At 65.3% G+C, this 25,351-nt stretch carries 25 protein-coding genes and 1 tRNA gene; 14 read left to right on the top strand and 12 right to left on the bottom strand.

Annotated elements, in window-relative coordinates:
- Window positions 1–78: 78 nt before the first annotated feature.
- A complete protein-coding gene (locus ACNKW1_RS05025) occupies window positions 79–1,359 on the bottom strand; it encodes an FCSD flavin-binding domain-containing protein (RefSeq protein ID WP_418363502.1) in 1,281 nt (426 codons plus the stop codon).
- A gap of 16 nt (window positions 1,360–1,375) precedes the next feature.
- Window positions 1,376–1,675 carry a c-type cytochrome gene (locus tag ACNKW1_RS05020; protein ID WP_418363501.1) on the bottom strand — a complete coding sequence of 100 codons (300 nt, stop codon included), beginning with the start codon at window positions 1,673–1,675 and terminating at the stop codon, window positions 1,376–1,378.
- 250 nt (window positions 1,676–1,925) lie between these two features.
- On the opposite strand from ACNKW1_RS05020, the gene ACNKW1_RS05015 reads away from it, so the two are divergent.
- The 8 genes from ACNKW1_RS05015 to soxB all read left to right on the top strand — a co-directional run bounded on the left by ACNKW1_RS05015 (window position 1,926) and on the right by soxB (window position 8,917).
- Complete coding sequence (locus ACNKW1_RS05015) at window positions 1,926–2,276, top strand: ArsR/SmtB family transcription factor (RefSeq protein ID WP_418363500.1); 351 nt, start codon at window positions 1,926–1,928, stop codon at window positions 2,274–2,276.
- A 62-nt stretch (window positions 2,277–2,338) separates the two neighbouring features.
- Window positions 2,339–3,676: a sulfite dehydrogenase gene (gene soxC, locus ACNKW1_RS05010; protein WP_418363499.1), complete on the top strand. Its 1,338-nt coding sequence runs from the start codon at window positions 2,339–2,341 to the stop codon at window positions 3,674–3,676.
- On the top strand, window positions 3,660–4,736 hold the full coding sequence (locus tag ACNKW1_RS05005; protein ID WP_418363498.1) for a c-type cytochrome: 1,077 nt from the start codon (window positions 3,660–3,662) through the stop codon (window positions 4,734–4,736). Before soxC ends, ACNKW1_RS05005 begins: the two co-directional genes overlap by 17 nt.
- Window positions 4,737–4,758: 22 nt before the next feature.
- Entirely contained in the window at window positions 4,759–5,226 is a 468-nt protein-coding gene (soxY, locus tag ACNKW1_RS05000; RefSeq protein WP_418363497.1) for a thiosulfate oxidation carrier protein SoxY, read from the top strand.
- A 30-nt stretch (window positions 5,227–5,256) separates the two neighbouring features.
- Complete coding sequence (soxZ, locus tag ACNKW1_RS04995) at window positions 5,257–5,568, top strand: thiosulfate oxidation carrier complex protein SoxZ (protein ID WP_418363496.1); 312 nt, start codon at window positions 5,257–5,259, stop codon at window positions 5,566–5,568.
- A gap of 110 nt (window positions 5,569–5,678) precedes the next feature.
- Entirely contained in the window at window positions 5,679–6,479 is an 801-nt protein-coding gene (gene soxA, locus ACNKW1_RS04990) for a sulfur oxidation c-type cytochrome SoxA (protein WP_418363495.1), read from the top strand.
- A 12-nt stretch (window positions 6,480–6,491) separates the two neighbouring features.
- On the top strand, window positions 6,492–7,091 hold the full coding sequence (soxX, locus tag ACNKW1_RS04985; RefSeq protein WP_418363494.1) for a sulfur oxidation c-type cytochrome SoxX: 600 nt from the start codon (window positions 6,492–6,494) through the stop codon (window positions 7,089–7,091).
- A 101-nt stretch (window positions 7,092–7,192) separates the two neighbouring features.
- The gene (gene soxB, locus ACNKW1_RS04980; RefSeq protein WP_418363493.1) at window positions 7,193–8,917 is read left to right on the top strand and encodes a thiosulfohydrolase SoxB; all 1,725 of its coding nucleotides are present in this window, start codon (window positions 7,193–7,195) and stop codon (window positions 8,915–8,917) included.
- A 78-nt stretch (window positions 8,918–8,995) separates the two neighbouring features.
- On the opposite strand, the gene aceK is transcribed toward soxB, so the two are convergent.
- On the bottom strand, window positions 8,996–10,756 hold the full coding sequence (gene aceK / locus ACNKW1_RS04975) for a bifunctional isocitrate dehydrogenase kinase/phosphatase (RefSeq protein ID WP_418363492.1): 1,761 nt from the start codon (window positions 10,754–10,756) through the stop codon (window positions 8,996–8,998).
- A gap of 281 nt (window positions 10,757–11,037) precedes the next feature.
- On the opposite strand from aceK, the gene icd reads away from it, so the two are divergent.
- The 4 genes from icd to ACNKW1_RS04955 all read left to right on the top strand — a co-directional run bounded on the left by icd (window position 11,038) and on the right by ACNKW1_RS04955 (window position 15,133).
- Window positions 11,038–12,282 (top strand): NADP-dependent isocitrate dehydrogenase, encoded by a 1,245-nt coding sequence (gene icd, locus ACNKW1_RS04970; protein WP_418363491.1) that lies wholly within the window; start codon window positions 11,038–11,040, stop codon window positions 12,280–12,282.
- 228 nt (window positions 12,283–12,510) lie between these two features.
- Window positions 12,511–12,768 (top strand): DUF4212 domain-containing protein, encoded by a 258-nt coding sequence (locus ACNKW1_RS04965; RefSeq protein ID WP_418363774.1) that lies wholly within the window; start codon window positions 12,511–12,513, stop codon window positions 12,766–12,768.
- Window positions 12,769–12,784: 16 nt separating this feature from the next.
- Window positions 12,785–14,590 carry a sodium:solute symporter family protein gene (locus tag ACNKW1_RS04960; protein ID WP_418363490.1) on the top strand — a complete coding sequence of 602 codons (1,806 nt, stop codon included), beginning with the start codon at window positions 12,785–12,787 and terminating at the stop codon, window positions 14,588–14,590.
- A gap of 153 nt (window positions 14,591–14,743) precedes the next feature.
- Window positions 14,744–15,133 carry a hypothetical protein gene (locus ACNKW1_RS04955; RefSeq protein ID WP_418363489.1) on the top strand — a complete coding sequence of 130 codons (390 nt, stop codon included), beginning with the start codon at window positions 14,744–14,746 and terminating at the stop codon, window positions 15,131–15,133.
- A 106-nt stretch (window positions 15,134–15,239) separates the two neighbouring features.
- Here ACNKW1_RS04955 and ACNKW1_RS04950 read toward each other — a convergent pair whose 3' ends face one another.
- From ACNKW1_RS04950 to ACNKW1_RS04915, 8 genes are all read right to left on the bottom strand, one after another.
- The gene (locus tag ACNKW1_RS04950) at window positions 15,240–15,500 is read right to left on the bottom strand and encodes a DUF4212 domain-containing protein (protein ID WP_418363488.1); all 261 of its coding nucleotides are present in this window, start codon (window positions 15,498–15,500) and stop codon (window positions 15,240–15,242) included.
- A 61-nt stretch (window positions 15,501–15,561) separates the two neighbouring features.
- Complete coding sequence (gene fusA / locus ACNKW1_RS04945; RefSeq protein ID WP_418363773.1) at window positions 15,562–17,616, bottom strand: elongation factor G; 2,055 nt, start codon at window positions 17,614–17,616, stop codon at window positions 15,562–15,564.
- A 110-nt stretch (window positions 17,617–17,726) separates the two neighbouring features.
- Window positions 17,727–19,352 carry a hypothetical protein gene (locus ACNKW1_RS04940; RefSeq protein WP_418363487.1) on the bottom strand — a complete coding sequence of 542 codons (1,626 nt, stop codon included), beginning with the start codon at window positions 19,350–19,352 and terminating at the stop codon, window positions 17,727–17,729.
- Between the two features lie 81 nt (window positions 19,353–19,433).
- Entirely contained in the window at window positions 19,434–20,168 is a 735-nt protein-coding gene (locus tag ACNKW1_RS04935; RefSeq protein ID WP_418363486.1) for an LrgB family protein, read from the bottom strand.
- Window positions 20,165–20,527, bottom strand: a complete 363-nt coding sequence (locus tag ACNKW1_RS04930) for a CidA/LrgA family protein (protein WP_418363485.1) — start codon at window positions 20,525–20,527, stop codon at window positions 20,165–20,167. The genes ACNKW1_RS04935 and ACNKW1_RS04930 overlap by 4 nt, the downstream gene beginning before the upstream one ends.
- 134 nt (window positions 20,528–20,661) lie before the next feature.
- A complete protein-coding gene (locus ACNKW1_RS04925) occupies window positions 20,662–21,597 on the bottom strand; it encodes a nucleoside recognition family protein (RefSeq protein ID WP_418363484.1) in 936 nt (311 codons plus the stop codon).
- 45 nt (window positions 21,598–21,642) lie between these two features.
- The gene (locus tag ACNKW1_RS04920; protein WP_418363483.1) at window positions 21,643–22,605 is read right to left on the bottom strand and encodes a DMT family transporter; all 963 of its coding nucleotides are present in this window, start codon (window positions 22,603–22,605) and stop codon (window positions 21,643–21,645) included.
- 5 nt (window positions 22,606–22,610) lie between these two features.
- A complete protein-coding gene (locus ACNKW1_RS04915; protein ID WP_418363482.1) occupies window positions 22,611–23,393 on the bottom strand; it encodes a sulfite exporter TauE/SafE family protein in 783 nt (260 codons plus the stop codon).
- Window positions 23,394–23,788: 395 nt separating this feature from the next.
- Here ACNKW1_RS04915 and ACNKW1_RS04910 point away from each other — a divergent pair.
- Window positions 23,789–23,864, top strand: a tRNA-Thr gene (locus tag ACNKW1_RS04910).
- Between the two features lie 83 nt (window positions 23,865–23,947).
- Here ACNKW1_RS04910 and ACNKW1_RS04905 read toward each other — a convergent pair.
- Window positions 23,948–24,202, bottom strand: coding sequence for a hypothetical protein (locus tag ACNKW1_RS04905; protein ID WP_418363481.1), 255 nt, complete (start codon window positions 24,200–24,202; stop codon window positions 23,948–23,950).
- Window positions 24,203–24,478: 276 nt separating this feature from the next.
- On the opposite strand from ACNKW1_RS04905, the gene ACNKW1_RS04900 reads away from it, so the two are divergent.
- Complete coding sequence (locus ACNKW1_RS04900) at window positions 24,479–25,246, top strand: 3-hydroxyacyl-CoA dehydrogenase (RefSeq protein ID WP_418363480.1); 768 nt, start codon at window positions 24,479–24,481, stop codon at window positions 25,244–25,246.
- The last annotated feature ends 105 nt before the right edge of the window (window positions 25,247–25,351 follow it).

Raw genomic sequence — 25,351 nt, 5'->3', positions numbered from 1 at the left:
CGGCGCGCCCGAAGGGCGGCCTCGCGAGGCATGAAGAAAGGGGGCCAGCGGCCCCCTTCGTTTTGTTGCGTGCTGCGCTCAGGCGAGCATGTCGGCCCAGATGTTGCGCGCCCACGCGAGCGCGGCCTTGGCCTCGATCTCGTTGGCCATCGGCGAGAGCCCGCCCGCGCCACTGACCGGCATCGGCTGCTTTTTGTCGGCGTCGTACTGGTGCACCGAGGCGACGTGTACGACGTTGCGGCTGTCGACGAAGCTGTAGCAGGTGTTCATGACCACGGGCGTGGGATTGGGCGGCAGACCCTCGAACAGGTTGAGGATGGCTGCGGCGACAACCTTGCCGTGCTGGTTGGCCATGTGCCCCGATTTCGGCATCGTCGGCGCCGGGAAGAGGGCGTCGCCGATCACATGAACACCTGGCATGCCCTTGGCTTCGAGCGTGAGCCAGTCCACGTCCACCCAGGCGTCGTTGACCAGCGGCAGGCCGGACTTCGTTGCGATGTCGCCCGCGCGCATCGGCGGGATCACGTTGAGCACGTCCGCCTTGATCGAGTCGAATTCCAGCTCGGCGGTGAGCGTGGCGGCATCCACCGACTGCAGTGCGCTGTTGGGTACGTACTCTACGAGGGCGCCGTAGCGCTCGAACGCCTGGCTGAACAAGGCTTTCTTGGACTGGATTTCGCCGTTGGCGTCGAGCACCAGGACCTTGGACTTGGGCTTGGATTCGCGCAGATAGTTGGCGACCAGGCATGCGCGCTCGTAGGGGCCGGGCGGGCAGCGGTAGGGCGCGCGCGGGATGTGCATGGCGAACACGCCGCCGTCGGGCATGGTCTCGAGCTGCTTGCGCAGCGTCACCGTCTGCGGGCCTGCCTTCCAGGCATGGGGGATACGCTCCTCATTGCCGGCAAGACCGCCGATGCGTTCCGGCACGAAATCGATGCCGGGGGAGAGCACGACACGGTCGTAGTGGAGCGTGCCGTGCTTGGCCGTGGTCACGCTCTGCTTTTCGACGTCGATCGCAGTCGCCTCGTCGGTGATCAGCTTCACGCCCCATTTCGATACGAGGTTGTCGTAGCTGACCGTGATGTCCTCGATCTGCTTGAGGCCGCCGATCACGAGGTTGGAAATGGGGCAGGACACGAACTGGGCGTTGCGCTCGATGAGCGTCACGTCGACCTTGCCCTTGCTCCACATGCGCAGGTACTTGGCCGTGGTGGCGCCGCCATAGCCGCCGCCCACGATGACGACGTGGCGGCGCGCGCCACCGGATGCTGCGGTTGCGCTGCCCGAGAGTCCGGGGAGTCCGGCGCCTGCTGCTGCAGCGATGGCCGAGGCCTTGAGGAAGTTGCGTCTGTTCAGCATCGTTCTTGTCTCCCCGTCATTTCTGTTCGGCAAACCAGGTGGTGATGAGATCGAGCTGCTCATCGGTATAGCCGGCCGCGATCTGGTGCATGATCGTCGCCGGCTTGTCCCCCGAGCGGAAATCGGCGAGCTTCTGCATCAGCTTCTCTTTCGATTCTCCCGCAAGGGAGTCCATCCCGCCCACGCTGTGGCCGTTTGTGCCGTGGCAGTTCGCGCAGGTTGCTGCAAGGTTGCGCGCGAGGTTCGGGTCTTGCGCGTGCAGTCCCCCGCTCAGCGCGAGCAGGCCGAGTGCGGCGATGAAGCTTCTTGTTCTCATGGATGGTCCCTCCGTCTTTGGTTCCAAGGGGTGGTACTGCCTGCACAACGCCAGACCCGTCGTCCGCTGTTCCGCGCGACCGCGCCTGGTCGAATCGCGCACCTGGCTGGCCGGATGGGCAAGCAGGATGTGCTGAATTCTGCCATCGGAAACCGGTTTGCTGTGGCGCACAAATATTAGTGCTTGACTATATGATTGAAGACTTTTAGATTTGATCCATGTCAAAAATGATCTCATAAAAGAGACTGATATGGATGAGCTCGAAAAAGTCTTCGAAAGCGCCGCGCAGTATTTCGGCCTGCTCTCAGAGCCTTCGCGCCTGAAGATCATGCACTGCCTGTGCGACGGGGAGCGCTCGGTCAATGAGGTGGTCGAGGCGTCCGGGCTCAACCAGGCCAATGTTTCCCGCCACCTGAGCCTGCTCTACCGGGCCGGGGTGCTCGGTCGTCGCCGGGACGGCGCGCAGGTGTTCTATCGCCTGACCGACCCCGATTTCACGGACCTGTGCCGGACGGTGTGCGTGCGCATCGCCTCGCGGGGTCAGCCGGGCGCGGTCGGTGACACCGGGTTGCTCAAGCCCGGGCTCGGAGCCGGGCAGTAAGCGGGGCCGTTGCGGCAGTGATAGTTGGTCGTGCATCGAGACAACGAAGGGGGAGACAAAGCATGACGATGTTCGAGACCCGGCCCGGCCGGGTGAGGCCTGCGCCCGAGAATTTCCTGACCGACGCGCAGATCGCCGCGGTCAAGGATGGCCGGCGCGATTTCCTGCGCAAGGCGTTCGTCACCGCGTCGGCCGCCATGGCTGTACCTGCGGTGGCTCGCGCTGCCGTCGAAGGCGACCCGGCAATCCTGGAGTTGCCACAGTGGTCGACCACGCTGGGCTTGCCGGTGGCGGCCAATCCGTACGGCATGCCTTCACAGTACGAGCGTGGCCTGCAGCGTCGCGAGAGCCCGGGTCTGACCCGCGTGGGCGGTTCCTCGGTAGCCTTTACGCCGCTGCAGGGCCTGTTCGGCATCATCACGCCCTCGGGCCTGCACTTCGAGCGCCACCACCAGGGCTGGCACGACATCGATCCCTCGAAGCATCGCCTGATGATCAACGGCCTGGTCAAGACCAACGCGGTCTTCACCATGGACGACATCATGCGTCTGCCCTCGGTGTCGCGCATCCACTTCATCGAGTGCGGCGCCAACACCGGCATGGAGTGGGGCAACGTCGCGGTGCCGACCGTGCAGTATTCGCACGGCATGCTGTCCTGTGCGGAATTCACGGGCGTGCCGTTGAAGGAAATCCTCGACATGTGCGGCGCCGACTACAAGACCGGCCGCTTCGTGCTCGCCGAGGGCGCTGATGGTTCGTCGATGACGCGCACGATCCCGATGGAGATGATCGAGTCGGGCGAGGTGCTGGTCGCCTACGGCATGAACGGCGAGATGCTGCGCCCCGAGAATGGCTATCCGCTGCGCCTCGTGGTGCCGGGCGTGCAGGGCGTGAGCTGGGTGAAGTGGCTGCGCCGCATCGAGGTGGGCGACCAGCCCTGGGGGGCGAAGGACGAGGCGGTGCACTACATCGACCTGATGCCCGATGGCCAGCATCGTCAGTACACTTCGATCCAGGAGTGCAAGTCGGTCATCACGACCCCCTCGGGCGGCCAGCTGTTGCTCGACAAGGGTTTCTACAACGTCTCCGGCATGGCGTGGTCGGGGCGCGGCAAGATCACCCGCGTCGATGTGTCAGCCGACGGCGGCATCAACTGGCGCCAGGCGCGCCTTGAGACGCCGGTGCTGTCCAAGGCGATCACGCGCTTCAACATCGACTGGGTGTGGGACGGCAAGCCCGCGATCCTGCAGTCGCGCGCCGTCGACGAGACTGGCTACGTGCAGCCGAGCTATGGCCAGCTGCGCGCGGCGCGCGGGACCAAGTCCATCTATCACAACAACGCCATCCAGTCCTGGAAGGTGGTCGAGTCCGGGGAGGTGAGCAATGTCCAGGTTCTCTAAGACGCTGATCGCGCTGCTCGTCGCCGGCGCCAGCACCGCAGCCATGGCCTGGGAAGACCGCTTCCCCGGCATCGGCCGAGAAGCCACGCCGGCCGAGGTGAAGGCCTGGGACATCGATGTGCGTCCGGACTTCGTCGGCCTGCCCAAGGGGCGTGGCAATGTCGATGACGGCATGGCGCTGTGGGAAACCCACTGTGCGAGCTGCCACGGCATCTTCGGCGAGTCGAACGAAGTATTCACCCCCATCGTCGGCGGCACCACGCTGAAGGACATCGAGACCGGCCACGTCGAGTCGCTCGTCACCGGCTCCTTTCCGCAGCGCACCACGCTGATGAAAGTGCCGACGGTGTCGACGCTGTTCGACTACATTCAGCGTGCCATGCCCTGGACCGCGCCCAAGTCCCTGAATCCGGACGAGGTGTATGCGATCCTCGCCTACCTGCTCAACCTCGCCGAGGTCGTTCCGGCCGATTACGAGCTCAGTGACGAGAACATCCGCGAGGTGCAGGCGCGCATGCCCAACCGCAACGGCATGACCACCGATCACGGCATGTGGCCGGGTGCGGCGGGTGACAGGGGCGGCATCGGCAACGGCGGCACGCCCGACGTGCAGAGCGTGGCCTGCATGCAGGACTGCAAGAAGGCGGTCGAGATCGCCTCCGCGCTGCCCGACTACGCGCAGGACGCGCACGGCAACCTCGCCGAGCAGAACCGCCCGATCGGTCCCGCGCGCGGCAAGCCCACGGGGGCGCCCGCCGCCTCGGGCGAGGCGGGCGCCGCGCCCGAGTCCGCCGGGGCGGCGGCGAGCCTCGCGCTCGCCAACGCCAAGGGCTGCATGGCCTGCCATGGCGTCGCACACAAGATCGTCGGCCCCGGCTACAACGAGATCGCGGCCAAGTACCAGGGCCAGGCCGATGCCCAGGCGACGCTGGTCGCCAAGGCCAAGGCTGGGGGCCAGGGTGTCTGGGGGGCGGTGCCCATGCCGCCGCAAGGGCACGTCAAGGACGAGGAGCTCCAGCAACTCGTGAAGTGGATTCTGGAAGGCGCGAAAGCGCAGTAACCCCTAAACAAGGAGAGACGGGATGAACAATCAACGCAGGGACACCCTCAAGGCCGGCAGCGGTCTGGGCATGCTCGGTCTGCTCGCGGCGGCCGGCTTCATCAAGCCCGAACTGGCGCACGCCGCCTGGAACCAGGCCGCGTTCGACGCCAAGAACATGGACGCGGCCTTTGGCGCCTTCAACGCCGGCAAGCCGGCCGAGAGCGCGGACGTGGTGATCACCGCGCCGGACATCGCCGAGAACGGTGCCGTGGTGCCGGTGGGCGTGGTCAGCAAGCTGCCCAAGACCGAGCAGATCGTGATCCTCATCGAGAAGAATCCGAACATGGTCGCCGCCACCTTCACCTTGCCCGAAGGCACGGTCGCTGACGTGCAGACGCGAGTGAAGATGGGCCAGACCTCGGACGTGTATGCGATGGTCAAGGCCGACGGCAAGTTCTACATGGCCAAGAAGGAAGTCAAGGTCACCCTCGGCGGCTGCGGCGGCTGATCCTCAGTACAGATCAAGGAGATTATCGATATGGCAAACCCGATGCGCATTCGCGCCGCCGCCAAGGATGGCGTCACCGAAGTCCGTGTGCTGATGTCGCACGTCATGGAAACCGGCCAGCGCAAGGACTCGTCCGGTGCCCCGATCCCGGCCCACTTCATTACCGAACTCACCGCCAAGCACAACGACAAGGTCGTGCTCAGCGCCGAGTTCGGCCCCTCCGTGTCCACAAACCCCTACCTCGCCTTCAAGTTCAACGGCGGCGCCAAGGGCGAGAAACTCTCGGTGAGCTGGGTCGACAACAAGGGCGACAGCCGTACCGACGAAGTGCAGATTTCCTGATCGGAGGGCGGTGGCTGCGCGTCCGCGGGCGCAGCCTCGGTCGTTGCCGGCGAGGGGCCGGCAGCCCGAAAACAAGTGGGACCGCTCGAACGGCCCCTGGAGGAGAGACGATGAAAAGACAAGTCATGTTTGCCGCGCTCGGCGCCGCGACGATGCTGGGCGGCCCGCTCGCATCGGCGCAGCAGGAGCTCAACTTCGACGCCTACCGCGAGATGCTCGCCGACGGCAACCCGGCCGAGCTCTACGAGATGGAAGGCGAAGAGCTGTGGCGCACCGCGCGTGGCCCCAAGAACGCCACGCTCGAGCAGTGCGACCTCGGCATGGGGCCGGGCGTGGTGGAAGGCGCCGCTGCGCAGCTGCCGCGCTTCTTCGAGGACACCGGCAAGGTGCAGGACCTCGAGTCGCGCCTGATGCACTGCATGGAAACCCAGCAGGGCATCCCGTCCGATGAAATCATCAAGGGCAAGTTCGGCCAGGGCGAGCGTGCCAAGGTCGCGGCCCTGGTGGCCTACGTCGTCACCCACTCCAAGGGCAAGCCGATTGCGGTCGACCTGTCGCATCCGAAGATGAAAGAGATGTACGACATGGGCGAGCGCGTCTTCTTCTACCGCACCGGCGCCATGGATTTCGCCTGTTCCTCCTGCCACAGCCAGGACGACAAGCGCATCCGCGCCACGCAGCTGCCCAACATCACCAAGCCCGAGGGTGCGGCCGCCGGCTGGGGGTCGTGGCCCGCCTACCGTGTGTCGAACTCGCAGTTCTGGACCATGCAGCACCGCCTGTGGGACTGCTTCCGCCAGCAGCGCACGGCCGAGCCGGTGTTCGCATCGGACGTGACCATCGCGTTGTCGGTGTTCATGGCGGGCAAGGGCAACGGTGCCGAGGCCCAGTGGCCGGGCGTGAAGCGCTAAGGAGGACATGAGATGAAGAAACTGATGTTTGCGATCCCGCTGGCGCTCGCCGCGTCCTTCGCCCAGGCTGACGAGCTTCAGGCCAAGGTCGAGCAGATGATGGTGTCTTCGTTCAAGGCGAACGGCATCGCCAGCCTCGATCGCCAGAAACAGGATGCGATCCAGAAGGCGTGCTCGAGCCTGACACCGCTGGACACCGAGACCATGAAACGCCTCGAGGCCGCCGAGTTCGAAACGATCCAGTGGCCTTCCGACGGTAACTACACCGGTGGCGACTGGAAGCAGGGGCAGAAGATTGCGGCCAGCGGCCGTGGCCTGACCTGGACCGACAAGAGCCCCGACAACAATGGCGGTGGCTGCTACAACTGCCACGCCATGGACCCGAACGAGGTGTCCGAGGGCACGATCGGCGTGAGTCTCGAAGGCTACGGCAAGCTGCGCGGCAACTCGGAAGAGGTCGTCAAGTACACCTGGGGCAAGCTGTGGAACTCCAAGGCCTACAACGCATGCAGCGACATGCCGCGTAACGGCTATGGCGGCATCCTCACCGAAGAGCAGATCCGCCACGTCATGGCCTATCTGTTTGACCCGGCCTCACCGGTCAACCAGTAACCGGCGCCAGGCTGGCGCTCCGGATCGGGCCCGCGGCTTCGGCCCCGGGCCCGTTTTGCTTGGCGCGCCTTCGTCTCCAGATCACTCGAAAAGGGTATTCCATGTCGATGAATCGTCGTGAATTCATGCAGATGCTCGCGGTCGCCGCAGCAGGCGGCATGACGCTGCATTCGAACTTCGCGCGTGCCGAGAAGTCGGCCGAAGCGCTCTACGACCTCCCGCCGTTCGGCAACGTCAGCCTGCTGCACATGACCGACTGCCACGCGCAGCTGCTGCCGATCCATTTTCGCGAGCCCAACGTCAACCTCGGCGTGGGTGGCATGATGGGCAACGCGCCGCACATCGTCGGCGAGGGCTTCCTCAAGCACTTCGGCATCAAGCCGGGCAGCATCGAGGCCCACGCCTTCACCTATCTCGACTTCGTCGAGGCTGCGAGGACTTACGGCAAGGTCGGCGGCTTTGCCCACCTGGCCACCCTGGTCAAGAAGATGAAGGCCAGCCGCCCCGGCGCGCTGTTGCTCGACGGCGGCGACACCTGGCAGGGCTCGGGCACTGCGCTGTGGACCAACGCGCAGGACATGGTCGACGCCTGCAAGTTGCTCGGCGTGGACGTGATGACGCTGCACTGGGAATCGAGCTACGGCGCCGATCGCGTCAAGGAGATCGAGGAGAAGGACTTCGCGGGCAAGATCGACATCGTCGCCCAGAACGTGAAGACCACCGACTTCGAGGATCCGGTCTTCAAGCCGTATGTGATCAAGAACATCAACGGCGTGCCGGTGGCCATCGTCGGCCAGGCCTTCCCCTACACCCCGATCGCCAACCCGCGCTGGCAGACACCGGACTGGAGCTTCGGCATCCGCGACGAGGACATGCAGCAGGCGGTGGACGCCGCACGCGGCGAGGGCGCCCAGGTGGTGGTGGTGCTGTCGCACAACGGCATGGATGTGGACCTGAAGATGGCAAGCCGCGTTACCGGCATCGACGCCATCTTCGGCGGTCACACCCACGACGGCATGCCGGCGCCCACCATCGTCGAGAACGCGGGCGGCAAGACGCTGGTGACCAACGCCGGCTCCAACGGCAAGTTCCTCGGCGTGATGGATTTCGACGTGCGCGACGGCAAGGTGGCGGACTTCCGCTACAAGCTGCTGCCGGTGTTCTCCAACCTGCTGCCGGCCGACCCCGAGATGGCCGCGTTCATCGACAAGACGCGCGCGCCCTTCCTCGAGAAGCTCACCGAAAAGCTCGCCGTCACCGAAGGCATGCTGTACCGCCGCGGCAACTTCAACGGTTCGTGGGACCAACTCATCGTCGATGCGCTGATCGCCGAGAAGGACGCCGAGATTGCCTTCTCGCCCGGCTTCCGCTGGGGCACCTCGCTGTTGCCGGGTGACACCATCACCATGGAGCATCTGCTCGACCAGACCGCGATCACCTACCCGTGGACCACGCTCACCGAGATGAGCGGCGAGATGATCAAGACCATCCTGGAGGACGTCGCCGACAACCTCTTCAACCCCGACCCCTACTACCAGCAGGGCGGCGACATGGTGCGCGTGGGCGGGCTGCAATACACCTGCGACCCGAATGCGGCGATGGGCAAGCGCATCGACAACATGATGCTCAAGGGCAAGCCGATCGAAGCCGGCAAGACCTACAAGGTCGCCGGCTGGGCGCCGGTGTCGGAGGAGGCCAAGGACTCCGGCCCGGCGGTCTGGGACGTGGTTGCCGACTACCTTCGCGGCCAGAAGGTGATCACCCAGCGCGCGCTCAACCTGCCCACGCTCAAGGGTATGGACGGCAACCCGGGCGTGGCGATCTAAGCCCCACCCGCTGAAAGTGATGCAGTCCGTCGTCGTGCGCTCGGTATGGCGACGGGCTGCATCCTTTGCAGCACCCTCCTAAATCTGCGCGTTTGCCGGAAACAGACTGCAGAAGCGCAACTCGAGCGGGTAGGGGAAGAAGTCTTCCACGTAGCCATCGCGGATGCGCTGCTGCGCCTGCTGCCAGAACTTCGGCGCGAGCAGGTCGCGGTGGTGCTTGAGGAAGGCCTTGCGCACGCGCGGCACGCCGAGCAGGAAGGTGGCGAACTCCTCGGGGAACACGTCCATCGGCCCCGCCGAATACCAGGGCTCGGCCGACATCTCCATTTCCTCATAGGGCGCGGGCGGGATGGCGCGGAAGTTCATGTCGGTCATGTACTCGATCTCGTCGTAGTCGTAGAACACGACCCGGCCGTAGCGCGTCACGCCGAAGTTCTTCCACAGCATGTCGCCAGGGAAGATGTTGGCGATCGCGAGCTCGCGGATCGCGTTGCCGTATTCCCGGACCGCCTCTTCCAGTTCCGCATCGTTCGCCTTCTCCAGGTAGATGTTGAGCGGCGTCATGCGGCGCTCGATGTAGAGGTGCTTGATGATCACCTTGTCGCCGTCGATCTCGAAGCTCGAGGGTGCGAGGGTGCGCAGCTCGTCCAGCAACTCGGGATGGAAGCGCGACAGCGGCAGCGCGGCGTAGGAGAACTCCAGCGTGTCGGCCATGCGGCCGACGCGGTCGACGTGCTTGACCATCAGGTACTTGCGCTTGACCGTGGCACGATCCATGTTCTTCGAGCTGCCGAAGGTGTCCTTGATGATCTTGAACACGTAGGGGAAGGAGGGCAGCGTGAACACCAGCATCACCAGGCCGCGGATGCCGGGCGCGATGATGAACTGGTCGTTCGAGTGGCGCAGGTGCGAGACCAGGTCGCGGAAGAACATGGTCTTGCCCTGCTTGCCCAGGCCCAGCATGGTGTAGAGCTCGCTGCGCGGCTTGTTGGGCATGATCGAGCGCAGGAACTGCACGTAGCCCGAGGGCACCTCCATGTCGACGAGGAAGTAGGCGCGCGACAGCGAGAACAGCACCGAGATCCGCCACGGGTCGAGGATCAGCGTGTCCAGATAGAGCAGGCCGCGCGCGTTGTGGCGCACGGCGATGGCGAAGGGGTATTCCTGGTAGCCGTTGACCGTCTTGCCGATGATGTAGGCGGTCTTGTTGCGATAGAAGGCCGAGTACAGCACCTGGATCTGGCAGTTGACCTCCATCTGCGGCCACTCGCCCAGGTGCGCCAGCGCGGCGCGCATCACCTGGTGGACGTCGCGCTCCAGGTCCTCGAAGCTGCGCTGCCAGTCGAAGTCCTCGACGATACGGCGGATGGTGGTGCGCAGGCCGCGCTCCTGCGGGTAGTAGCTCGAGTACACCGGCGGGTAGGATTCGATGAACTCGGTCGAGATCGCCGGGCGCGCAAACAGGTAGTCATTGTTGAAGTAACTGCGGTGCAGGATCTTGGTCGTCACCGAGTTGAAGAAGGTCTCGGCGAGTTCGGGCTGGCGGTGATTGATCAGCATGCCGATGAACTGCAGCTTGACCTGCTGCCAGGTGGCGTCATCGAGCGCGTCGGCGTCGAACTCGTCGAGCAGGCGGGTCACCGTCTCGGCTACGCGATCGTCGTAGAACTGCACCCGTTCGCGCACCGAATCGAGCTGCTTCTGCCATTGAGCGCCCTCGAACAGCTCTTTCGCGCGGCGCGAGGTTTCGCGAAAGATCCGGTAGTGCTTGTTGAAGCCCTCCACCAGGGCCTGGGCGATCGCCTGTGCGACCGGGTTCTCTCCCAACTGCACGTCCATCGAGCCTCCTCGGGGTCTGGCGGGGGCCGTTCCGGCCCGCCCAACGGTGGCTCAGTCTATCACCCGCGCATGTGCCGGGCGGGGGCGTTGGGGCACGGCGGCGGTGCGTTTTCCCGTCCCCTGTCGGGAAGGCGCTTTCTTTCGGGCCGCGTTCTTTTGGAGGATAATGCGCCCTCGGTACAGGGCTGCGATGCGCCCGGTTCGCCGTCGCGCCCTTCCGTTGCTGTCACCACAGACCAGAACCGCGGACCCGTTCGCGGTCATTGAGAGAGGGAGCAGGCATGAGCGAATCCAAGATCACGGTACCCGCGGGCGGCCAGAAAATCGTTCCGGGGCAAGCGGTTCCGGACCACCCCATCATCCCGTTCATCGAAGGCGACGGCATCGGCGTGGACATCACGCCGGTGATGATCAAGGTCATCGACGCTGCGGTCGAGAAGGCCTACGGCGGCAAGAAGAAGATCCACTGGATGGAAGTCTACGCCGGCGAGAAGTCGACGCAGATCTATGGCCCGGACCAGTGGCTGCCGAAGGAAACCTTCGACGCCCTCAAGACCTACTCGGTGTCGATCAAGGGCCCGATGACCACGCCGGTGGGCGGCGGCATCCGCTCGCTCAACGTGGCGCTGCGTCAGGAACTCGACCTCTACCAGTGCGTGCGTCCGGTGCGCTACTTCAAGGGCGTGCCCAGCCCGCTCAAGCGCCCCGAGCTGACCGACATGGTCATCTTCCGCGAGAACACCGAGGACATCTATGCCGGCGTCGAGTGGCAGGCAGGCTCCGATGCGGCCAACAAGGTCATCCAGTTCCTGCGCGAAGAGATGGGGGTGCAGAAGATCCGCTTCCCGCAGGATTGCGGCATCGGCGTCAAGCCGGTTTCGGTCGAGGGCACCACGCGCTTGGTGCGCGCCGCGATCCGGTATGCGATCGACAACGACCGCAAGAGCGTGACCCTGGTGCACAAGGGCAACATCATGAAGTTCACCGAGGGCCTGTTCCGCGACGTCGGCTACAAGGTGGCGCAGGAGGAATTCGGTGCGCAGCCGATCGACGGCGGCCCGTGGTGCAAGTTCGCCAACCCGAAGACCGGCCGCGAGATCCTCGTCAAGGACGCCATCGCCGACGCCTTCCTGCAGCAGATCCTGTTGCGCCCGGCCGAATACGACGTGATCGCCACGCTCAACCTCAACGGCGACTACATCTCGGACGCGCTCGCGGCGCAGGTGGGTGGCATCGGCATCGCGCCGGGGGCGAACATCTCCGACCAGTACGCCTGCTTCGAGGCCACCCACGGCACCGCGCCCAAGTACGCGGGGCTGGACAAGGTGAACCCGGGCTCGCTGATCCTGTCGGCCGAGATGATGCTGCGCCACCTGGGCTGGAAGGAAGCGGCCGACCTCGTCATCCAGGGCATGGAGGCGGCGATCGCCGACAAGCAGGTCACCTACGACTTCGCCCGCCTGATGGAAGGCGCCAACGAGGTGTCGTGCTCCGAGTTCGGCGACGCGATGATCGCGCGCATGTAAGCCGTTCCGCCCCGCAAGAACCCGCCCGCTCTGCCCGAGCCGGCGGGTTTTTTGTTGCCTGTGCTTCACCGCGTCGGCGTCGGCGGATTCGATCGGTTCATTCCTGACACGCGCTGTAAGGGATAAGTAAGACTGATGTTTCTATAATTCGCACACTGCTGCATGGGCTGGAGTTGTCTCTTGCCGGTTCACGCAGTGGCGGTGTTTCACAGACAACGAGGAGACATGATGGAAAACAACAGTGCAGCTGGCTACTGGAAAGCCACACTGGGCCTCCTGACCAAGATCATGGTCGTGTGGTTCCTGGTGTCCTACGGGGCTGGAATCCTTTTCGCAGACGCGCTCAACAGCATCCATCTCGGCGGCTATCCGCTCGGGTTCTGGTTTGCACAGCAGGGCTCGATCTATGTGTTCATCGCACTGATCTTCTTCTACGCGAAGAAGATGGGTGAGATCGACCGCAAGTTCGACGTTCACGAAGAATAAACGGGGGGACGGACACATGGATCTTCAAACTATGACCTACCTGGTGGTGGGCGCGTCCTTCGCGCTCTACATCGGGATCGCAATCTGGGCGCGCGCAGGCAGCACCAGCGACTTCTACGTCGCCGGTGGCGGTGTGCATCCGGTCACCAACGGCATGGCAACGGCCGCTGACTGGATGTCGGCTGCGTCCTTCATCTCCATGGCCGGCCTGATCTCCAACATGGGCTACGGCGGCTCGCTGTTCCTCATGGGCTGGACCGGCGGCTACGTGATTCTGGCCATGTGGCTGGCGCCGTACCTGCGCAAGTTCGGCAAGTTCACCGTGCCCCAGTTCATCGGCGACCGCTTCTACTCGAAGACGGCCAGCACGGTGGCGGTGGTCTGCCTGCTGGTGGCTTCGATCACCTACGTGATCGGCCAGATGACTGGCGTCGGCGTGGCCTTCTCCCGCTTCCTGGGCGTGAGCAACGAGACCGGCATCTACCTCGGCATGGGCATCGTGTTCGCCTACGCGGTGTTCGGCGGCATGAAGGGCATCACCTACACCCAGGTGGCCCAGTACATCGTGCTGATCCTGGCGTACACCATCCCGGCGATCTTCATCTCCCTGAACCTGACCGGCAACTTCCTGCCGCAACTGGGTCTGGGCGGCACGCTGGTCGGTACCGACACCACCCTGCTCGAGCGCCTGAACCAGGTCGTGGTCGACCTCGGCTTTGCCGAGTACACCACCTCGGTGCCGGGTAGCAAGCTGAACATGTTTGTCTACACGGTGTCGCTGATGATCGGTACCGCCGGTCTGCCGCACGTCATCATCCGCTTCTTCACGGTGCCGAAGGTTTCCGACGCCCGTTACTCCGCAGGCTGGGCGCTGGTCTTCATCGCCATCCTGTACACCACCGCGCCCGCTATTGCCGCGATGGCCAAGTACAACCTGCACAAGACGGTCAACGTCGCGATCGAAGCCAACGGCGACCTGTACGCCGCGGAGTCGAGCCTCAAGTACGACGAGCGTCCGGACTGGATGTCGCGTTGGGAGAAGACCGGCCTGCTGAAGTGGGAAGACAAGAACGGCGACGGTCGCATCCAGTACTACAACGACAAGACCAAGAACGCCGACGTGCTGGCCAAGGCCGAGCAGGCTGGCTGGAAGGGCAGCGAGCTCTCGGTCAACGCCGACATCATGGTGATGGCCAACCCGGAAATCGCCCTGCTGCCGAACTGGGTGATCGCGCTGGTTGCCGCGGGCGGTGTGGCCGCTGCGCTGTCGACCGCTGCCGGTCTGCTGCTGGCGATCTCTTCGGCGGTGTCGCATGACCTGGTGAAGAACGTGTTCGCGCCCAACATGTCGGACAAGAACGAGCTGATGGTCGGCAAGATCTCGATGGTGTTCGCGATCGTGCTCGCCGGCTACCTCGGTCTGAACCCGCCGGGCTTCGCGGCCGGTACGGTGGCGCTGGCCTTCGGTATTGCGGCCTCGTCGCTGTTCCCCGCGATCATGATGGGCATCTTCTCCAAGAAGATGAACAAGGAAGGCGCGATCGCCGGCATGCTGTCCGGTCTGTTCGTCACCCTGTTCTACGTGTTTGCACACAAGGGCATCCTGTTCATCAAGGGCACCGAGTACCTCGACCTGATCGGTGGTGCGAACAGCTTCTTCGGCATCACGCCGGAAGCCTTCGGTGCGATCGGTGCGCTGGTGAACTTCATCGTCGCCTTCGCAGTGGATAAGGTCACGAAGGAGCCGCCGGAGCACATCCAGCACCTGGTGGAAGAAGTCCGCATCCCGCGTGGCGCCAAGGCGGTGGATGGCGCGCACTAAGCAGTTCGCAGCATGAACCCGGTCCGTCACCCTCGGGTGGCGCCGGGAACGAAAGCCCCGCCTGCGTCTCTCGATGGCGGGGCTTTCCATTTTGTGGCACCTTGCCACAAGGGCTCCCGGCATCCGCGGCGCCCGCAGTGACTGGAGCAGCACATGGTTTTCGACATCAGCATGGCAGTGACCTGGATCCTCTTCCTGGCCCTGTTTCCGATCGCCTTCTTCTGGCTGCGGCGCGCCTGGCGCATCCTGGTCAAGCGCGATTTCTCCGAGGTTGCGCTCAAACGCGGCCTGCCCCCCGCCAATCCTGCGAAGTTCGCGCCCTTCACCGCGGTCATCAACCTCGTGTGCGGGGTGATCGTCGTGTTCGTGATCTTCGGCGTCGTTACCGCACGGCTCGACTACGACACCTGGAGTTCGACCGCAGGCATCACGATCTGGAGCAAGTTCCTGCTCGACTTCATCCTCAGCCGTCACGCGCACCCGATCGAATGGGGGCGCAAGAAGAAGGCGGCCGACGAATCGGCCGTCTCGCAGGGAAAGTAAGACAGGGTCAGCAATCTGCCGCGCGTGCCGGCATGCGCGGCACGCGCCTGTGAGGCCCAGTCTGCCCATGAGCCCCGGGCTGGGCGTTCCTCCGCGATGCGGTCGTTCAGCGCCGCCCGTCGACGCGGAAGCGTCGATCCATGCGATTCATCACGGTCACGTAGACCACGATGATCACGAGATACACGATCAGCGCACCCTGGGCGAAGATGTAGAAGCCGAGCGGAAAACCCAGAAACTCGATCTGGTTGAGCGCCTCCGCGTAAAAGCCGGCGACGAAGGTGGTGCCGAACCACAACGTGAGCAGCGCGAGCGTCAGCCACAGGTTGCGGCGCCAGTAGGCGCGTTGCAGGTCGGATCGGTTCATGGTTGCTTGCGCGGCTTCTGCGATTTCGGCCGGCCCGGTTGCCCGAGCCGGCGCTGCGGGCTCAGTGCGCGTCGTTTTCGCCACCATTGGCGTGGGCACGCGCGAGTTCGGATTGTACGTCCTGCGGCGCGGGCTCGTGACCGCCTGCTTCGAGCACGAATTCGCTTTCCCCCGCGCAGATCGCCTTCAGCCGGCTCTCGAAGCCTTCGAGCGCCGCCATCGGTACACGCGCCGAGATCAGCGTCCATCCGGGCGCCGGGCTGTCGGTGGCGGTGAGACGGCCGCGCCGGCCGGCGAGCTCGGCGCTGACTTCACCGAACAGCGCGTCCGCCACCTTCACCTGTACGTCGAGCAGGGGTTCGAGCACCACGGGTCGCGCCGCGAGCACGGCTTCGATCAGTGCATGGCGGCCTGCGGTGACGAAGGAGACCTCGTTCGAATCCACCGCGTGATGCTTTCCGTCCGTGACCACGACGCGGAGGTCCTGTAGCGGGAAGCCGGCCAACGCCCCCTCGGAGAGGGCCTGGCGCACACCCTTTTCGACCGCAGGCATGAAGTGGGTCGGAATGGTGCCACCCTTGACCTCGTCGCCCAGCTCGATGCCGGCGCCGCGCGTCAGCGGCTCCACCCGCAGGGCCACTTCACCGAACTGGCCGGCGCCGCCACTCTGCTTCTTGTGGCGGTAACGCGCTTCGGCGACGACCGTGATCGTTTCACGATACGGAATACTGGGCGTCGCCGTGTCGAGCTGCAGGTTCCAGCGTGCCGACAACTCGTCGAGTACGATCTTCAGGTGCTGCTCGCCCAGACCGCGCACGACGGTACGCCGGTTGCGGCTGTCGAAGCTGACCTCCAGGCACGGATCCTCTTCCATCAGCCTCGCCAGCGCTTCGGACAGCTTCTGCTCGTCGGCGGGCTTGCGCGTCATCAGCGCGAGCCCGAACACCGGCTGCGGCCAGGCGGCGGGCGCGAGGTGGTAATAGTCCTCGTCGTGGGAGTCGTGCAGCACGGCGTCGCGGCAGACCTCGTCCACGCGCGCTACCGCACACAGATCGCCCGGAACCGCGAGCGTGCTCTCCACCGTGTTCTTGCCTTGCATGCGGAGCAGGTGCGCCACCTTGAACGGCTTGCGCCCATCGCCCACGTAGAGCAGCGAGTTGGGTGTGACCTGTCCCTGATGGACGCGGAACATGCCTAGCTTGCCGCGATAGGGGTCGTTGGCGATCTGGAAGACATGGGCGACGACGTGGCGTTCGGGGTCGAGCGCGAGTTCCACCGCCTCGGCCGCGGCGCCTTCACCCTTGAGGAAGGCGGGCGGGTTGCCCTCGGTGGGGTCGGGTGCGAGCTTGCCGAGGATGTCGAGCAGTTCGCGCACGCCTGCGCCGCTGCGCGCGGAGACGAAGCACACGGGCACCAGATGGCCTTCGCGCAAGGCCTGCTCGAAGGGCGCATGCAGCTGCTCGGGGTCGAGCGATTCGCCCTGCTCGAGGTACTTCGCCATCAGATCCTCGTCCAGCTCGACGACCTGGTCGACGATCGCGTCGTGCGCGGCGGTGGGGCTGGAGAAGGCGGTGGCCGCGGCATTGTCGGGGGCGAAGAAGCAGTCGATCACGCGGCTGCCGTCGGCGGAGGGCAGGTTGATCGGCAGGCATTCGCGGCCGAAGGCGGCCGCGATTGAATCCATCAGGGCGCCGAGGTCGGTGCCAGCCGCATCGATCTTGTTGACCACGATCATGCGGCACTTGCCTTGCGCGGCGTCCATCATGCGCCGCGTCCCGCTCTCGATGCCAGCGGCGGCGTTGATCGTGACCAGGGCGGTGTCGACGGCGGGCAGGGCAACGAGTGCGCGACCGGCGAGGTCAGGCAGGCCCGGGGCGTCGAGCAGGTTGATCCAGTGTCCCGCCCACTCGAGGTGGACCAGTGCCGAATGCAGGGAGTGGCCCATGGCCTTCTCCTGCGGGTCGAAATCCGCGACAGTGTCGCCGCGCTCGACGCTGCCCGGCGCGTTGATCTCGCCGGCGGCAGCGAGCAGGGCTTCGACCAGGGTGGTCTTGCCGCTGCCGGTATGGCCGAAGAGGGCCAGGTTGCGGATGTCGTGAACCGAACTGGGTGTCATCATGGACCTCGCTTTTCTTGTTTGTGCGGGATGCCCTCAAGTGTCCGCTTGCTTTGATCCGAAGGCAATGCGCGCGCTCGGTCGAATGCTCGTCGGCGCTACGCTTCGGGTCAGGCGCTACGCAGTCGGGTGATGCGGGTGAAGAGGATGGCGCTCAGCGGCAGCGCGAGCCCGATCAGCGTGACGGTGATCAGCATGGCGCCGAGTTCGCCGTAGTCTGCGGGCGTGGTGACCGCGCCCGTCACCGCATCCTTCACTTCGCGCGTAATCGTGTACAACTGGTTGAGGTACTTGGTGCCCAGTTGTGAGGCCGACAGCGCGAGGTTGGTGAAGGACGCCATCACCGCGAAGAAGGTGGCCTTGAGGTGCGGCGGCGCGGAGTTTGCGATCCACGCCAGCATTGGCACCATCGAAACCTGTCCGAGCGGGGATTCGAGCGCAGTGTTGGCGATCGCGATGAAGCGCGCGTCGACCACGCCGCCAGTGTGCGCCGCGGTCCAGTCGTGCAGGCCGTGGAACATCCCGATGATCGGGAGCGAAAGCAGTGTGCTGGCGACGGTGAGGAAGATCACGATGTCGGCGATCGACTTCTCGGCCATGAAGCGGCGGAACAGGAACAGGCCGGCGAGTGTGAGCGTGCTGGTGATGAGGTCCAGCCGCGACAGGAAGCTCTGATCGAAGCCGAGCGCGTCGATCATCCACCAGCTCGCCCCGGCGCCCGGGCCGGGCAGGGCGCGGAAGGCGAAGATGATGATCACCGTGCCAAGCAGGGTGCGCGCGGCCTCGGGCGAGAGTTCGCGCAGCAGGCGGCTGATCATGACGCCGATGATCGCGAACGAGGTGGCGAAGATCACCTCCTGGCCGTACTTGAAGCCCGACAGCCCGATGCCGATGGTGAGGGCAACGAAGACCGCGCTGCCACCGAGGATCCACCAGTTGGGCGCGGTCTTCCCTTCCGGGGCGTGGAGCAGGCGGTCGATCTCGGCGCCGCTGCGCCCGAGTGCGGCGAGCCGCCGGGCCTCGCGGCGCTTGAGGAAGCCGCCGAGCAGCACACCGCTGACCGACAGCAGCGGGATGATCAGCGCGAGCTCGTAGATGCGGAGGTAGATCGCGACCTTGTCGGCCTCCGGCAGGTTCTCGGAGCCCTGGAACATCGCTACGTTGGCGAGCGACACCAGCACCGTGCCACCGATGATCGCCACCCGGCCGAGCATCTGCATGGTGGTGTGCATCAGGCGGATGGTCTCCGGTGCAATCGGATCGCCGCGGGCGTCCAGGCGCGGCACCGCCTCCACCGTCATCGCGTCGGCTACCGCGTCCTGCATCACGTAGCCCACCGGTGACAGCAGCACCGACAGCACGAACCAGGCCTCGATCGGCATCACCGCGCGCATCGCGTCCGGGCTGCCGATGAGCCCGATCATGATCAGCAGGCTGGCGGCGATCAGGCTGGCGCCGAGGTAGACCAGCCCAGCCTTGTGTCGCCACATGAGGTCCACCAGGTGGCCGATGGGCATCTTCAGCGCCCACGGGATGCCTGCCCAGAAGCCGAGCGCGGCGAGGAAGGCGGCCGACAGGCCAAGGTAGTCCTTGACGAAGAAGGTGCCGACGATGCCGGTGAGGCCGGATACCCCCGCCGCGCAATACACCATCAGCGGCGGCAGGTAGGAGAGCCGCATCTCGCGGCCGAGTTCGAGCAGGTTGCGGTCGATCCAGCGGTAGATGGCGTGCAGCACTCGGTCGGTCTCGCGGCTGGGGTTAGGTTGCGTTTGGGGGTGGGTCCGGGTTCTGCGGGGGCTCGCGGGCCCTGGATGGGATCAGCCCGCGAACAGGCGCTCCACCCAAGGCATGATCCAAGGCAGGGACAGCGCCGTGACCAGACCGTTCAGTCCCATCGCCAGCGCGGCGAAGGCGCCTGCCTGCTCGCTGACCTGGAATGCGCGGGCGGTGCCGATGCCGTGCGAGGCGATGCCGATTGCGAAACCATGCACCGCGTGGTCGCCCACATGCAACCGGCGCAGGATGGCACGCCCGAACACCGCACCGATGATGCCGGCGCTGATCACCAGCACCGCGGTGAGCGAGGGCAGGCCACCGATGCGCTCGGCTACGCCCATGGCGATGGGTGTGGTGACGCTTTTGGGGGCGAGCGACATCAGCGACTCGCGGCTGCCACCGAGCAGTGCGCCGATGCCCCAGGCCGAGAGCGCGGCGGTGAGTGAACCCGCGACGAGTGCGACCAGCAGCGGCGCGGCCATGGCCTTGAGTTTGGGCCATTGGGCGTAGAGTGGAATTGCCAGCGCCACGGTGGCTGGGCCGAGCAGGAAGTGTACGAACTGCGCTCCGTCGAAGTAGGTCTGGTAGGGCGTGCCGGTCGCCAGCAGCAAGGTGGCCAGGATGGCCACGCTGATCAGCACCGGGTTGGCGATGGGGTGGAAGCCGGCGCGCCTGTAGATCCAGAACGCGGCCTGATAGGCGAGCAGGGTGAGCGTGAGCCCGAGCAGCGGCGAGGCGGAGAGATAGACCCAGATCTCCTCAAGGTTCGGGTTCATTGGCGATTCTCCACCGTCGGCTTGCGCCCGCGCGTGAGCGCCTTCAGTGCCAGCGCGGTCACCGCGATCGCGAGAAAGGTGCTGACGAAGAGCGATACCAGCAGCGGCAACCACTCGGCAGCGATGCGGTCTCCGTAGAGCACGATGCCGGTGCCGGCCGGCACGAACAGCAGCGACAGGTGCTGCAGAAGCTGGCCTGCCGTCTGGCGCAGGTTCTCGCCCGGTCCCCCGCGCAGCATCAGTGCGAGAAAGAGCAGGGCCATGCCGATCACCGGGCCGGGGATGGGCAGCGCGAAGCCGCGAGCGATCACCTCGCCCGCAAGCTGAAAGACGAGAAGCATAGTCAGGGCGGCGATCATCGCGAGGGCTCCGGGCGAGGACTGGGTCGAGTGTCGTAACGAGGGGGCGTGACGATCATCGTGATTGGGGCGGCGGCGAGTGCGGTGTCGAGCGTGAACGGCGGTGCGGTGTGCGACCGGATGAAGGCGACAGGCTACAGCAGCCCGTGCCCGAGGGTGCGCACAAGGATGCCGACCGTGGCGCCGAGCGCAGCGGGTTTCCACACCGCCGCCACGCGCCGGCCCGCCGAGATCAGCACCGCGACGCCAGCGACGTCGAAGGGATGGATCAGGAAGCCCGCGCTCGCGTTGAGCGTGGCCACCGTGGTTTCGCCGTTCTTGAGCAGTTCGTCCATCACGCCCATCATCGCCGTGCCGCCGGCGATGTATTTGGTCAGCGTAAGCAGGATCAGCGCCGGGTCGAGATCGAAGGCGCGCAGCAGCGGGGTGAGCAGGGTGGTGAGCAGGTCGATGCCGCCGGTGGTGCGCAGCACCATCACCGCCACTAGCGCCAGCACCAGCATCGGGATGGCGCCGACCGAGATCTTGAAAGCCTCTGCGCCGGCGCGGTTGATCACGTCCAGTACGCCCTTGGCATCGTCGGCGATGCGGTGGTGCAGGGTCTCGTCCACCGTCGTCTCGACGTTCGAAAGCTTGCGACCGAAGACGTGGAAGGTCACGGCGGCCGCCACCAGGCCGCCAATGGCTGACATCAGCAGCGCCGGACCGAAGGCCAGCCCCATCGCCGCCATCGGAAAGGTTACGTTGGCCTGCGCCATGGCCATCACCATCGCCAGCGTGGCGGCAAGGTGCCGGTCGGAGGCGCCGCGGCTTTCCATCATGGTCAGGGTCGCCACGGGGGCGGCGAAGCTGACGAAGTGAATCTGCAGCGCGGCGAAGACACCCAGACCGGTCAGCCCAGCCGGGCGCAGCAGGGGCGCAAGCCGGGCCACCAGCCAGTCGAGGATGCCGCGCGCCTCGAGCAGTCGCATCAGCGACAGCATGACTACCATGATCGGCAGCAGGATGAAGAGCGAGAGTTCGACCGCCGAGCGGCCGGCCTGGAGGATGATCTGCGTCAGTTGATCCATGCTTGTCCGAAGACCCCGGTTGTGAAACATTCGGCGTGTGTGGCCTCAGCCTTGCGCCGCACGCCCCCTGCGACGGAAGACGCGTACGCCGCCGAGCACGCCCACGACCAGCAGGCCGATGCCTGCTGCCTCGCCCGCCGTGGGCCAGCGGCCATACCAGATAAACGCATAGAGTAGCGCCGACAGGGTCTCGAACACGATCAGCTGGCCGACCAGGGCGGCTGGCAGCAGATGGCTGGCCTTGTTCCATAACAGGGTCCCGAGCCAGGATGCGGCCAGGCCCAGCAGCAGGCTCATCAGCACGAAACGTATCGGCTGCGGCCCGAGCGGCCAGTCGTAGGCTGGCGCCCCGGCGCCCAGGTTGTTCCAGATCCAGTAGCCTGCGCCCGCAAGCAGGGCGACCGGCAGCGTGGCCAGGCCCTGTGCCGTGGCCCAGGCGCGCGACAGGCCGGGGCCGCGCGCGCGCAGCCAGCGACTGTTGCGGATCGGGTACCAGGTCCAGCATGCCAGCGCAATGAGCGCGAACACGAGGCCCAAGGCGTAGCGGCCCTCGGCTGCGGCCTGCTGCCCGCCGCCCGAGTGCACTGCGAGCAGGCCGGCGAGGATCAGTGCGAGCGGCATGCCGAGCTGCAGCCAGGGCACGCTGTCCTCGCCACCGCCGCGCCGGCGGTCGAGCAGGTTGGCGCTGATCGCGATGACGACCGGCAGCGTACCGATGATCAGGGTCGGTACGGGTGCGCCGGCGAACTGGATCGCGCTCGACAGCGTGGCGTAATAGAGCAGGTTGCCGATCAATGCGAGCTTGGCCGCTTCCAGCCAGTCGGCGCGGGTGAGGCGGGCGAGGGCTGCGCGGTCGAACCAGGCCAGCCCGAGCGCGAGCACGCCGAAGGCCAGGTAGCGTCCCACTGCGAGCATGAAGCCGGGGTAATCGGCAAGCACGAGCGGGGTCAGGAACACCAGCCCCCATAGCAGACCGGCGCCGAGCGCGGCGGACAGGCCGACCAGCATCGCGTTCAGAGCGTCTTGCCGAAGTAGTACACCGTCAGCAGCCCGCCGACGGTGATGATGAAGCGCCGCAGCCAGATCGCAGGCAGCCTGCGCGCCATCGCCGCGCCCCAGTAGCCGCCGAGGGTTGCGGTGACGAGCATCACCAGGGTGTGGGGCCAGGATACCGCGTTCGCGATCACGAACGTGCCCACCGCGACGCTGTAGATTACCGCGGAGAGCCAGTTCTTGAGCGCGTTGATCTCGTGCACGTCCTTGAAGCCCTGGATCGCAAGCGCGGCGATCATCAGGATGCCCATGCCGGCACCGAAGAAGCCGCCATAGATCGACACCACAAGCTGGAAGGCGTAGCCGCCTGGTCCGATGTGGCGCTCATCCGTCCCGGCAGGCGCAGGCTTCCATTTCTTGACGAGCGCGGAGATCTGCGTGCTGAAGGCGAAGAGTACGGTGGCGATCAGCAGCAGCCAGGGGATCAGTTGCGCGAAGGCCGCGTTGGAGGTCGCAAGCAGCAGCAGGCCGCCAGCGATGCCCCCTACGAAGGCGACCACGGACAACATAGGCAGGCTTTTCGAGAAGCGCTTCAGTTCGCGCCGGAAGGCCCAGGCCCCTGCGAGGCTGCCGGGCCACAGCGACACCGAGTTGCTGGCATTGGCGATTACGGGTGGCACGCCGATTGCGAGCAGGGCCGGAAACGAAAAGAAGGTGCCGCCGCCCGCGACTGAGTTCACCGCACCAGCGGCAAATGCAGCGATGCCGATGAGGGCGATGTCGAAAAAGTCGAGGCCGAGCATGTGAAGTTTCGAATGGGGCAGGGTGCAGCGGTACGCACGCGGGAGAGCGGCGTCGCGGACGCTTTCGGCGCGGCTACCGCAAGGGGATTCCCTTGCGGTGCTGCGTTCTTGGATGCGGGCTTGTCTCCTCCGCCCTTCGATGACGCCCATTCTAGTAGAGTTGTATTCAGAAAAATAGAATCGTCTGATAATTTTGCTTATGGCAAAGGGCGTTGTGCGGGCTTGGGGGCGTGTGTCTTGGTGAGGCCGTCCCGTGCGTCCCACCGCAGCCTCCCTGGGGAGTAATGAAACCGGGCGGATCACGTGCTACAAGTCCGGACAGTCTATGTGCTCCCTACAATTTGCGTTTATGGTGTTGCTGCCGACCGGGATCCGGGGTAAGATCCGCGCCCTTAGCCGGTGTAGCTCAGTTGGTAGAGCAGCGCATTCGTAATGCGAAGGTCGGGGGTTCGACTCCTCTCACCGGCACCAGAATCAAGCAAAAGGGCCCGTCATCACTGACGGGCCCTTTTGCTTGCCGCCTCTGGCGGAGTGCATCGAGGATGTGCGGTTCGTCAGCGGTGGCTGCGTAACTCGCTTTTCGGGGTGTCGAACAGCCCCAGGATGCCGCTGAAGGCGTTGGCGCTTACCGCGGGATCGTAGCGCGCGAACAGCGCTTCCTGCTTCTTGCGCGCGGCTGCGGGCTGTTCGTGAAGAATCGCCTCGCGTTCGGCCATGATCTCCTCGCACATCCGGCGCGTGACAAACAGGAAGGGAATGGGGTGAAACAGGCCGTCGCCCTTTTCGGTATGAAAGCGTGGCATGGTCATCGCGTGCTCCTCCTTGTAACCGCGGTCGCGGTTCGCGCCTCCCTTTGGTTCAGGGAGTTCGTGGTTCGGTTCATTCTTGCTCGAATTATCTCAGCACTTCTCCCTCGTGGCTGTGCGCTGGTTCGCGGTGGGCGCTGGATTGCAGACCTTCAGGACGCACTGCGATCTGACAGCCCCTCATGGCGATGTTGACGTTAACGTAAACGCAAACTATGTTCTCTACCGGTCGCCCAGACAAAGGGGCGAGTCTGGAGTCTTTGAACGGAGAGGGTGCGAATGCAGATCGAGAATGGCGTTTTCGTGGTGACGGGCGGTGGTTCTGGCTTGGGTGCCGCGACGGCCCGCATGCTGGTCGAGGCAGGGGCGAAGGTGGTGCTTGCCGATGTGAACAAGGAAGCTGGCGAGGCACAGGCGGTGGCACTTGGCGATGCCGCTGTGTTCGTCGTGACCGATGTGGCCGATGCGGCCAGCGCGAAGGCCGCGATCGATACCGCGGTGAGCCGATTCGGCCGTCTGACCGGTCTGGTGAACTGCGCCGGCGTGGCGCCGGCCGAAAAGGTCGTTGGGCGTGAGGCGCCGCACAAGCTCGAGAGCTTCGCGCGCACGGTCTCGATCAATCTGATCGGCACCTTCAACATGCTGCGCCTTGCGGCAGATGTGATGAGCAAGGCCGAGCCCGACGCAGGCGGCGAGCGCGGCGTGATCATCAACACCGCATCGGTTGCCGCCTACGATGGTCAGATCGGGCAGGCTGGTTATGCATCGTCCAAGGCGGGCGTGGTCGGGCTCACCCTGCCGGTCGCGCGCGAGCTCGCGCGCTACGGCATCCGCGTCATGACGATTGCGCCAGGCATCATGGAAACGCCCATGTTGATGGGCATGCCGCAGGAGGTGCAGGATGCGCTGGGAAAGATGGTGCCGTTCCCTTCCCGCCTAGGCAAGCCCGCGGAGTACGCTGCGCTGGTGCGCCATATCGTCGAGAACGCCTACCTCAACGGTGAGGTGATCCGTCTCGACGGCGCAATCCGCATGGCGGCGAAGTAAGCTCTTCTGGCGTTGCTGCGCACGCGTTCGAACGCGCGCGCAGCAACCTCATGTTGCAGTGCAATGGCCGGGTCGGGAGAAATGTGCTAAAACCCGTGCTCCTTC

The sequence above is a fragment of the Thauera sp. WH-2 genome (assembly GCF_048321015.1).
GTDB lineage: Bacteria > Pseudomonadota > Gammaproteobacteria > Burkholderiales > Rhodocyclaceae > Thauera.
The sequence above is the reverse complement of the archived record's forward strand: the minus strand, read 5'-3'. Positions and strand labels throughout refer to the sequence as shown.

Coding starts and splice junctions, on each gene's coding strand:
- ACNKW1_RS04950 (WP_418363488.1), bottom strand. CDS start 15,500: ATGAACCGATCCGACCTGCAACGCGCCTACTGGCGCCGCAACCTGTGG.
- soxY (WP_418363497.1), top strand. CDS start 4,759: ATGAACAATCAACGCAGGGACACCCTCAAGGCCGGCAGCGGTCTGGGC.
- ACNKW1_RS04925 (WP_418363484.1), bottom strand. CDS start 21,597: ATGGATCAACTGACGCAGATCATCCTCCAGGCCGGCCGCTCGGCGGTC.
- ACNKW1_RS04920 (WP_418363483.1), bottom strand. CDS start 22,605: ATGCTGGTCGGCCTGTCCGCCGCGCTCGGCGCCGGTCTGCTATGGGGG.
- ACNKW1_RS04965 (WP_418363774.1), top strand. CDS start 12,511: ATGGAAAACAACAGTGCAGCTGGCTACTGGAAAGCCACACTGGGCCTC.
- soxZ (WP_418363496.1), top strand. CDS start 5,257: ATGGCAAACCCGATGCGCATTCGCGCCGCCGCCAAGGATGGCGTCACC.
- ACNKW1_RS04905 (WP_418363481.1), bottom strand. CDS start 24,202: ATGACCATGCCACGCTTTCATACCGAAAAGGGCGACGGCCTGTTTCAC.
- soxA (WP_418363495.1), top strand. CDS start 5,679: ATGAAAAGACAAGTCATGTTTGCCGCGCTCGGCGCCGCGACGATGCTG.
- soxX (WP_418363494.1), top strand. CDS start 6,492: ATGAAGAAACTGATGTTTGCGATCCCGCTGGCGCTCGCCGCGTCCTTC.
- ACNKW1_RS04960 (WP_418363490.1), top strand. CDS start 12,785: ATGGATCTTCAAACTATGACCTACCTGGTGGTGGGCGCGTCCTTCGCG.
- aceK (WP_418363492.1), bottom strand. CDS start 10,756: ATGGACGTGCAGTTGGGAGAGAACCCGGTCGCACAGGCGATCGCCCAG.
- ACNKW1_RS04955 (WP_418363489.1), top strand. CDS start 14,744: ATGGTTTTCGACATCAGCATGGCAGTGACCTGGATCCTCTTCCTGGCC.
- ACNKW1_RS04930 (WP_418363485.1), bottom strand. CDS start 20,527: ATGATCGCCGCCCTGACTATGCTTCTCGTCTTTCAGCTTGCGGGCGAG.
- ACNKW1_RS05015 (WP_418363500.1), top strand. CDS start 1,926: ATGGATGAGCTCGAAAAAGTCTTCGAAAGCGCCGCGCAGTATTTCGGC.
- soxB (WP_418363493.1), top strand. CDS start 7,193: ATGTCGATGAATCGTCGTGAATTCATGCAGATGCTCGCGGTCGCCGCA.
- icd (WP_418363491.1), top strand. CDS start 11,038: ATGAGCGAATCCAAGATCACGGTACCCGCGGGCGGCCAGAAAATCGTT.
- ACNKW1_RS04915 (WP_418363482.1), bottom strand. CDS start 23,393: ATGCTCGGCCTCGACTTTTTCGACATCGCCCTCATCGGCATCGCTGCA.
- soxC (WP_418363499.1), top strand. CDS start 2,339: ATGACGATGTTCGAGACCCGGCCCGGCCGGGTGAGGCCTGCGCCCGAG.
- ACNKW1_RS05025 (WP_418363502.1), bottom strand. CDS start 1,359: ATGCTGAACAGACGCAACTTCCTCAAGGCCTCGGCCATCGCTGCAGCA.
- ACNKW1_RS04935 (WP_418363486.1), bottom strand. CDS start 20,168: ATGAACCCGAACCTTGAGGAGATCTGGGTCTATCTCTCCGCCTCGCCG.
- fusA (WP_418363773.1), bottom strand. CDS start 17,616: ATGACACCCAGTTCGGTTCACGACATCCGCAACCTGGCCCTCTTCGGC.
- ACNKW1_RS05020 (WP_418363501.1), bottom strand. CDS start 1,675: ATGAGAACAAGAAGCTTCATCGCCGCACTCGGCCTGCTCGCGCTGAGC.
- ACNKW1_RS05005 (WP_418363498.1), top strand. CDS start 3,660: ATGTCCAGGTTCTCTAAGACGCTGATCGCGCTGCTCGTCGCCGGCGCC.
- ACNKW1_RS04900 (WP_418363480.1), top strand. CDS start 24,479: ATGCAGATCGAGAATGGCGTTTTCGTGGTGACGGGCGGTGGTTCTGGC.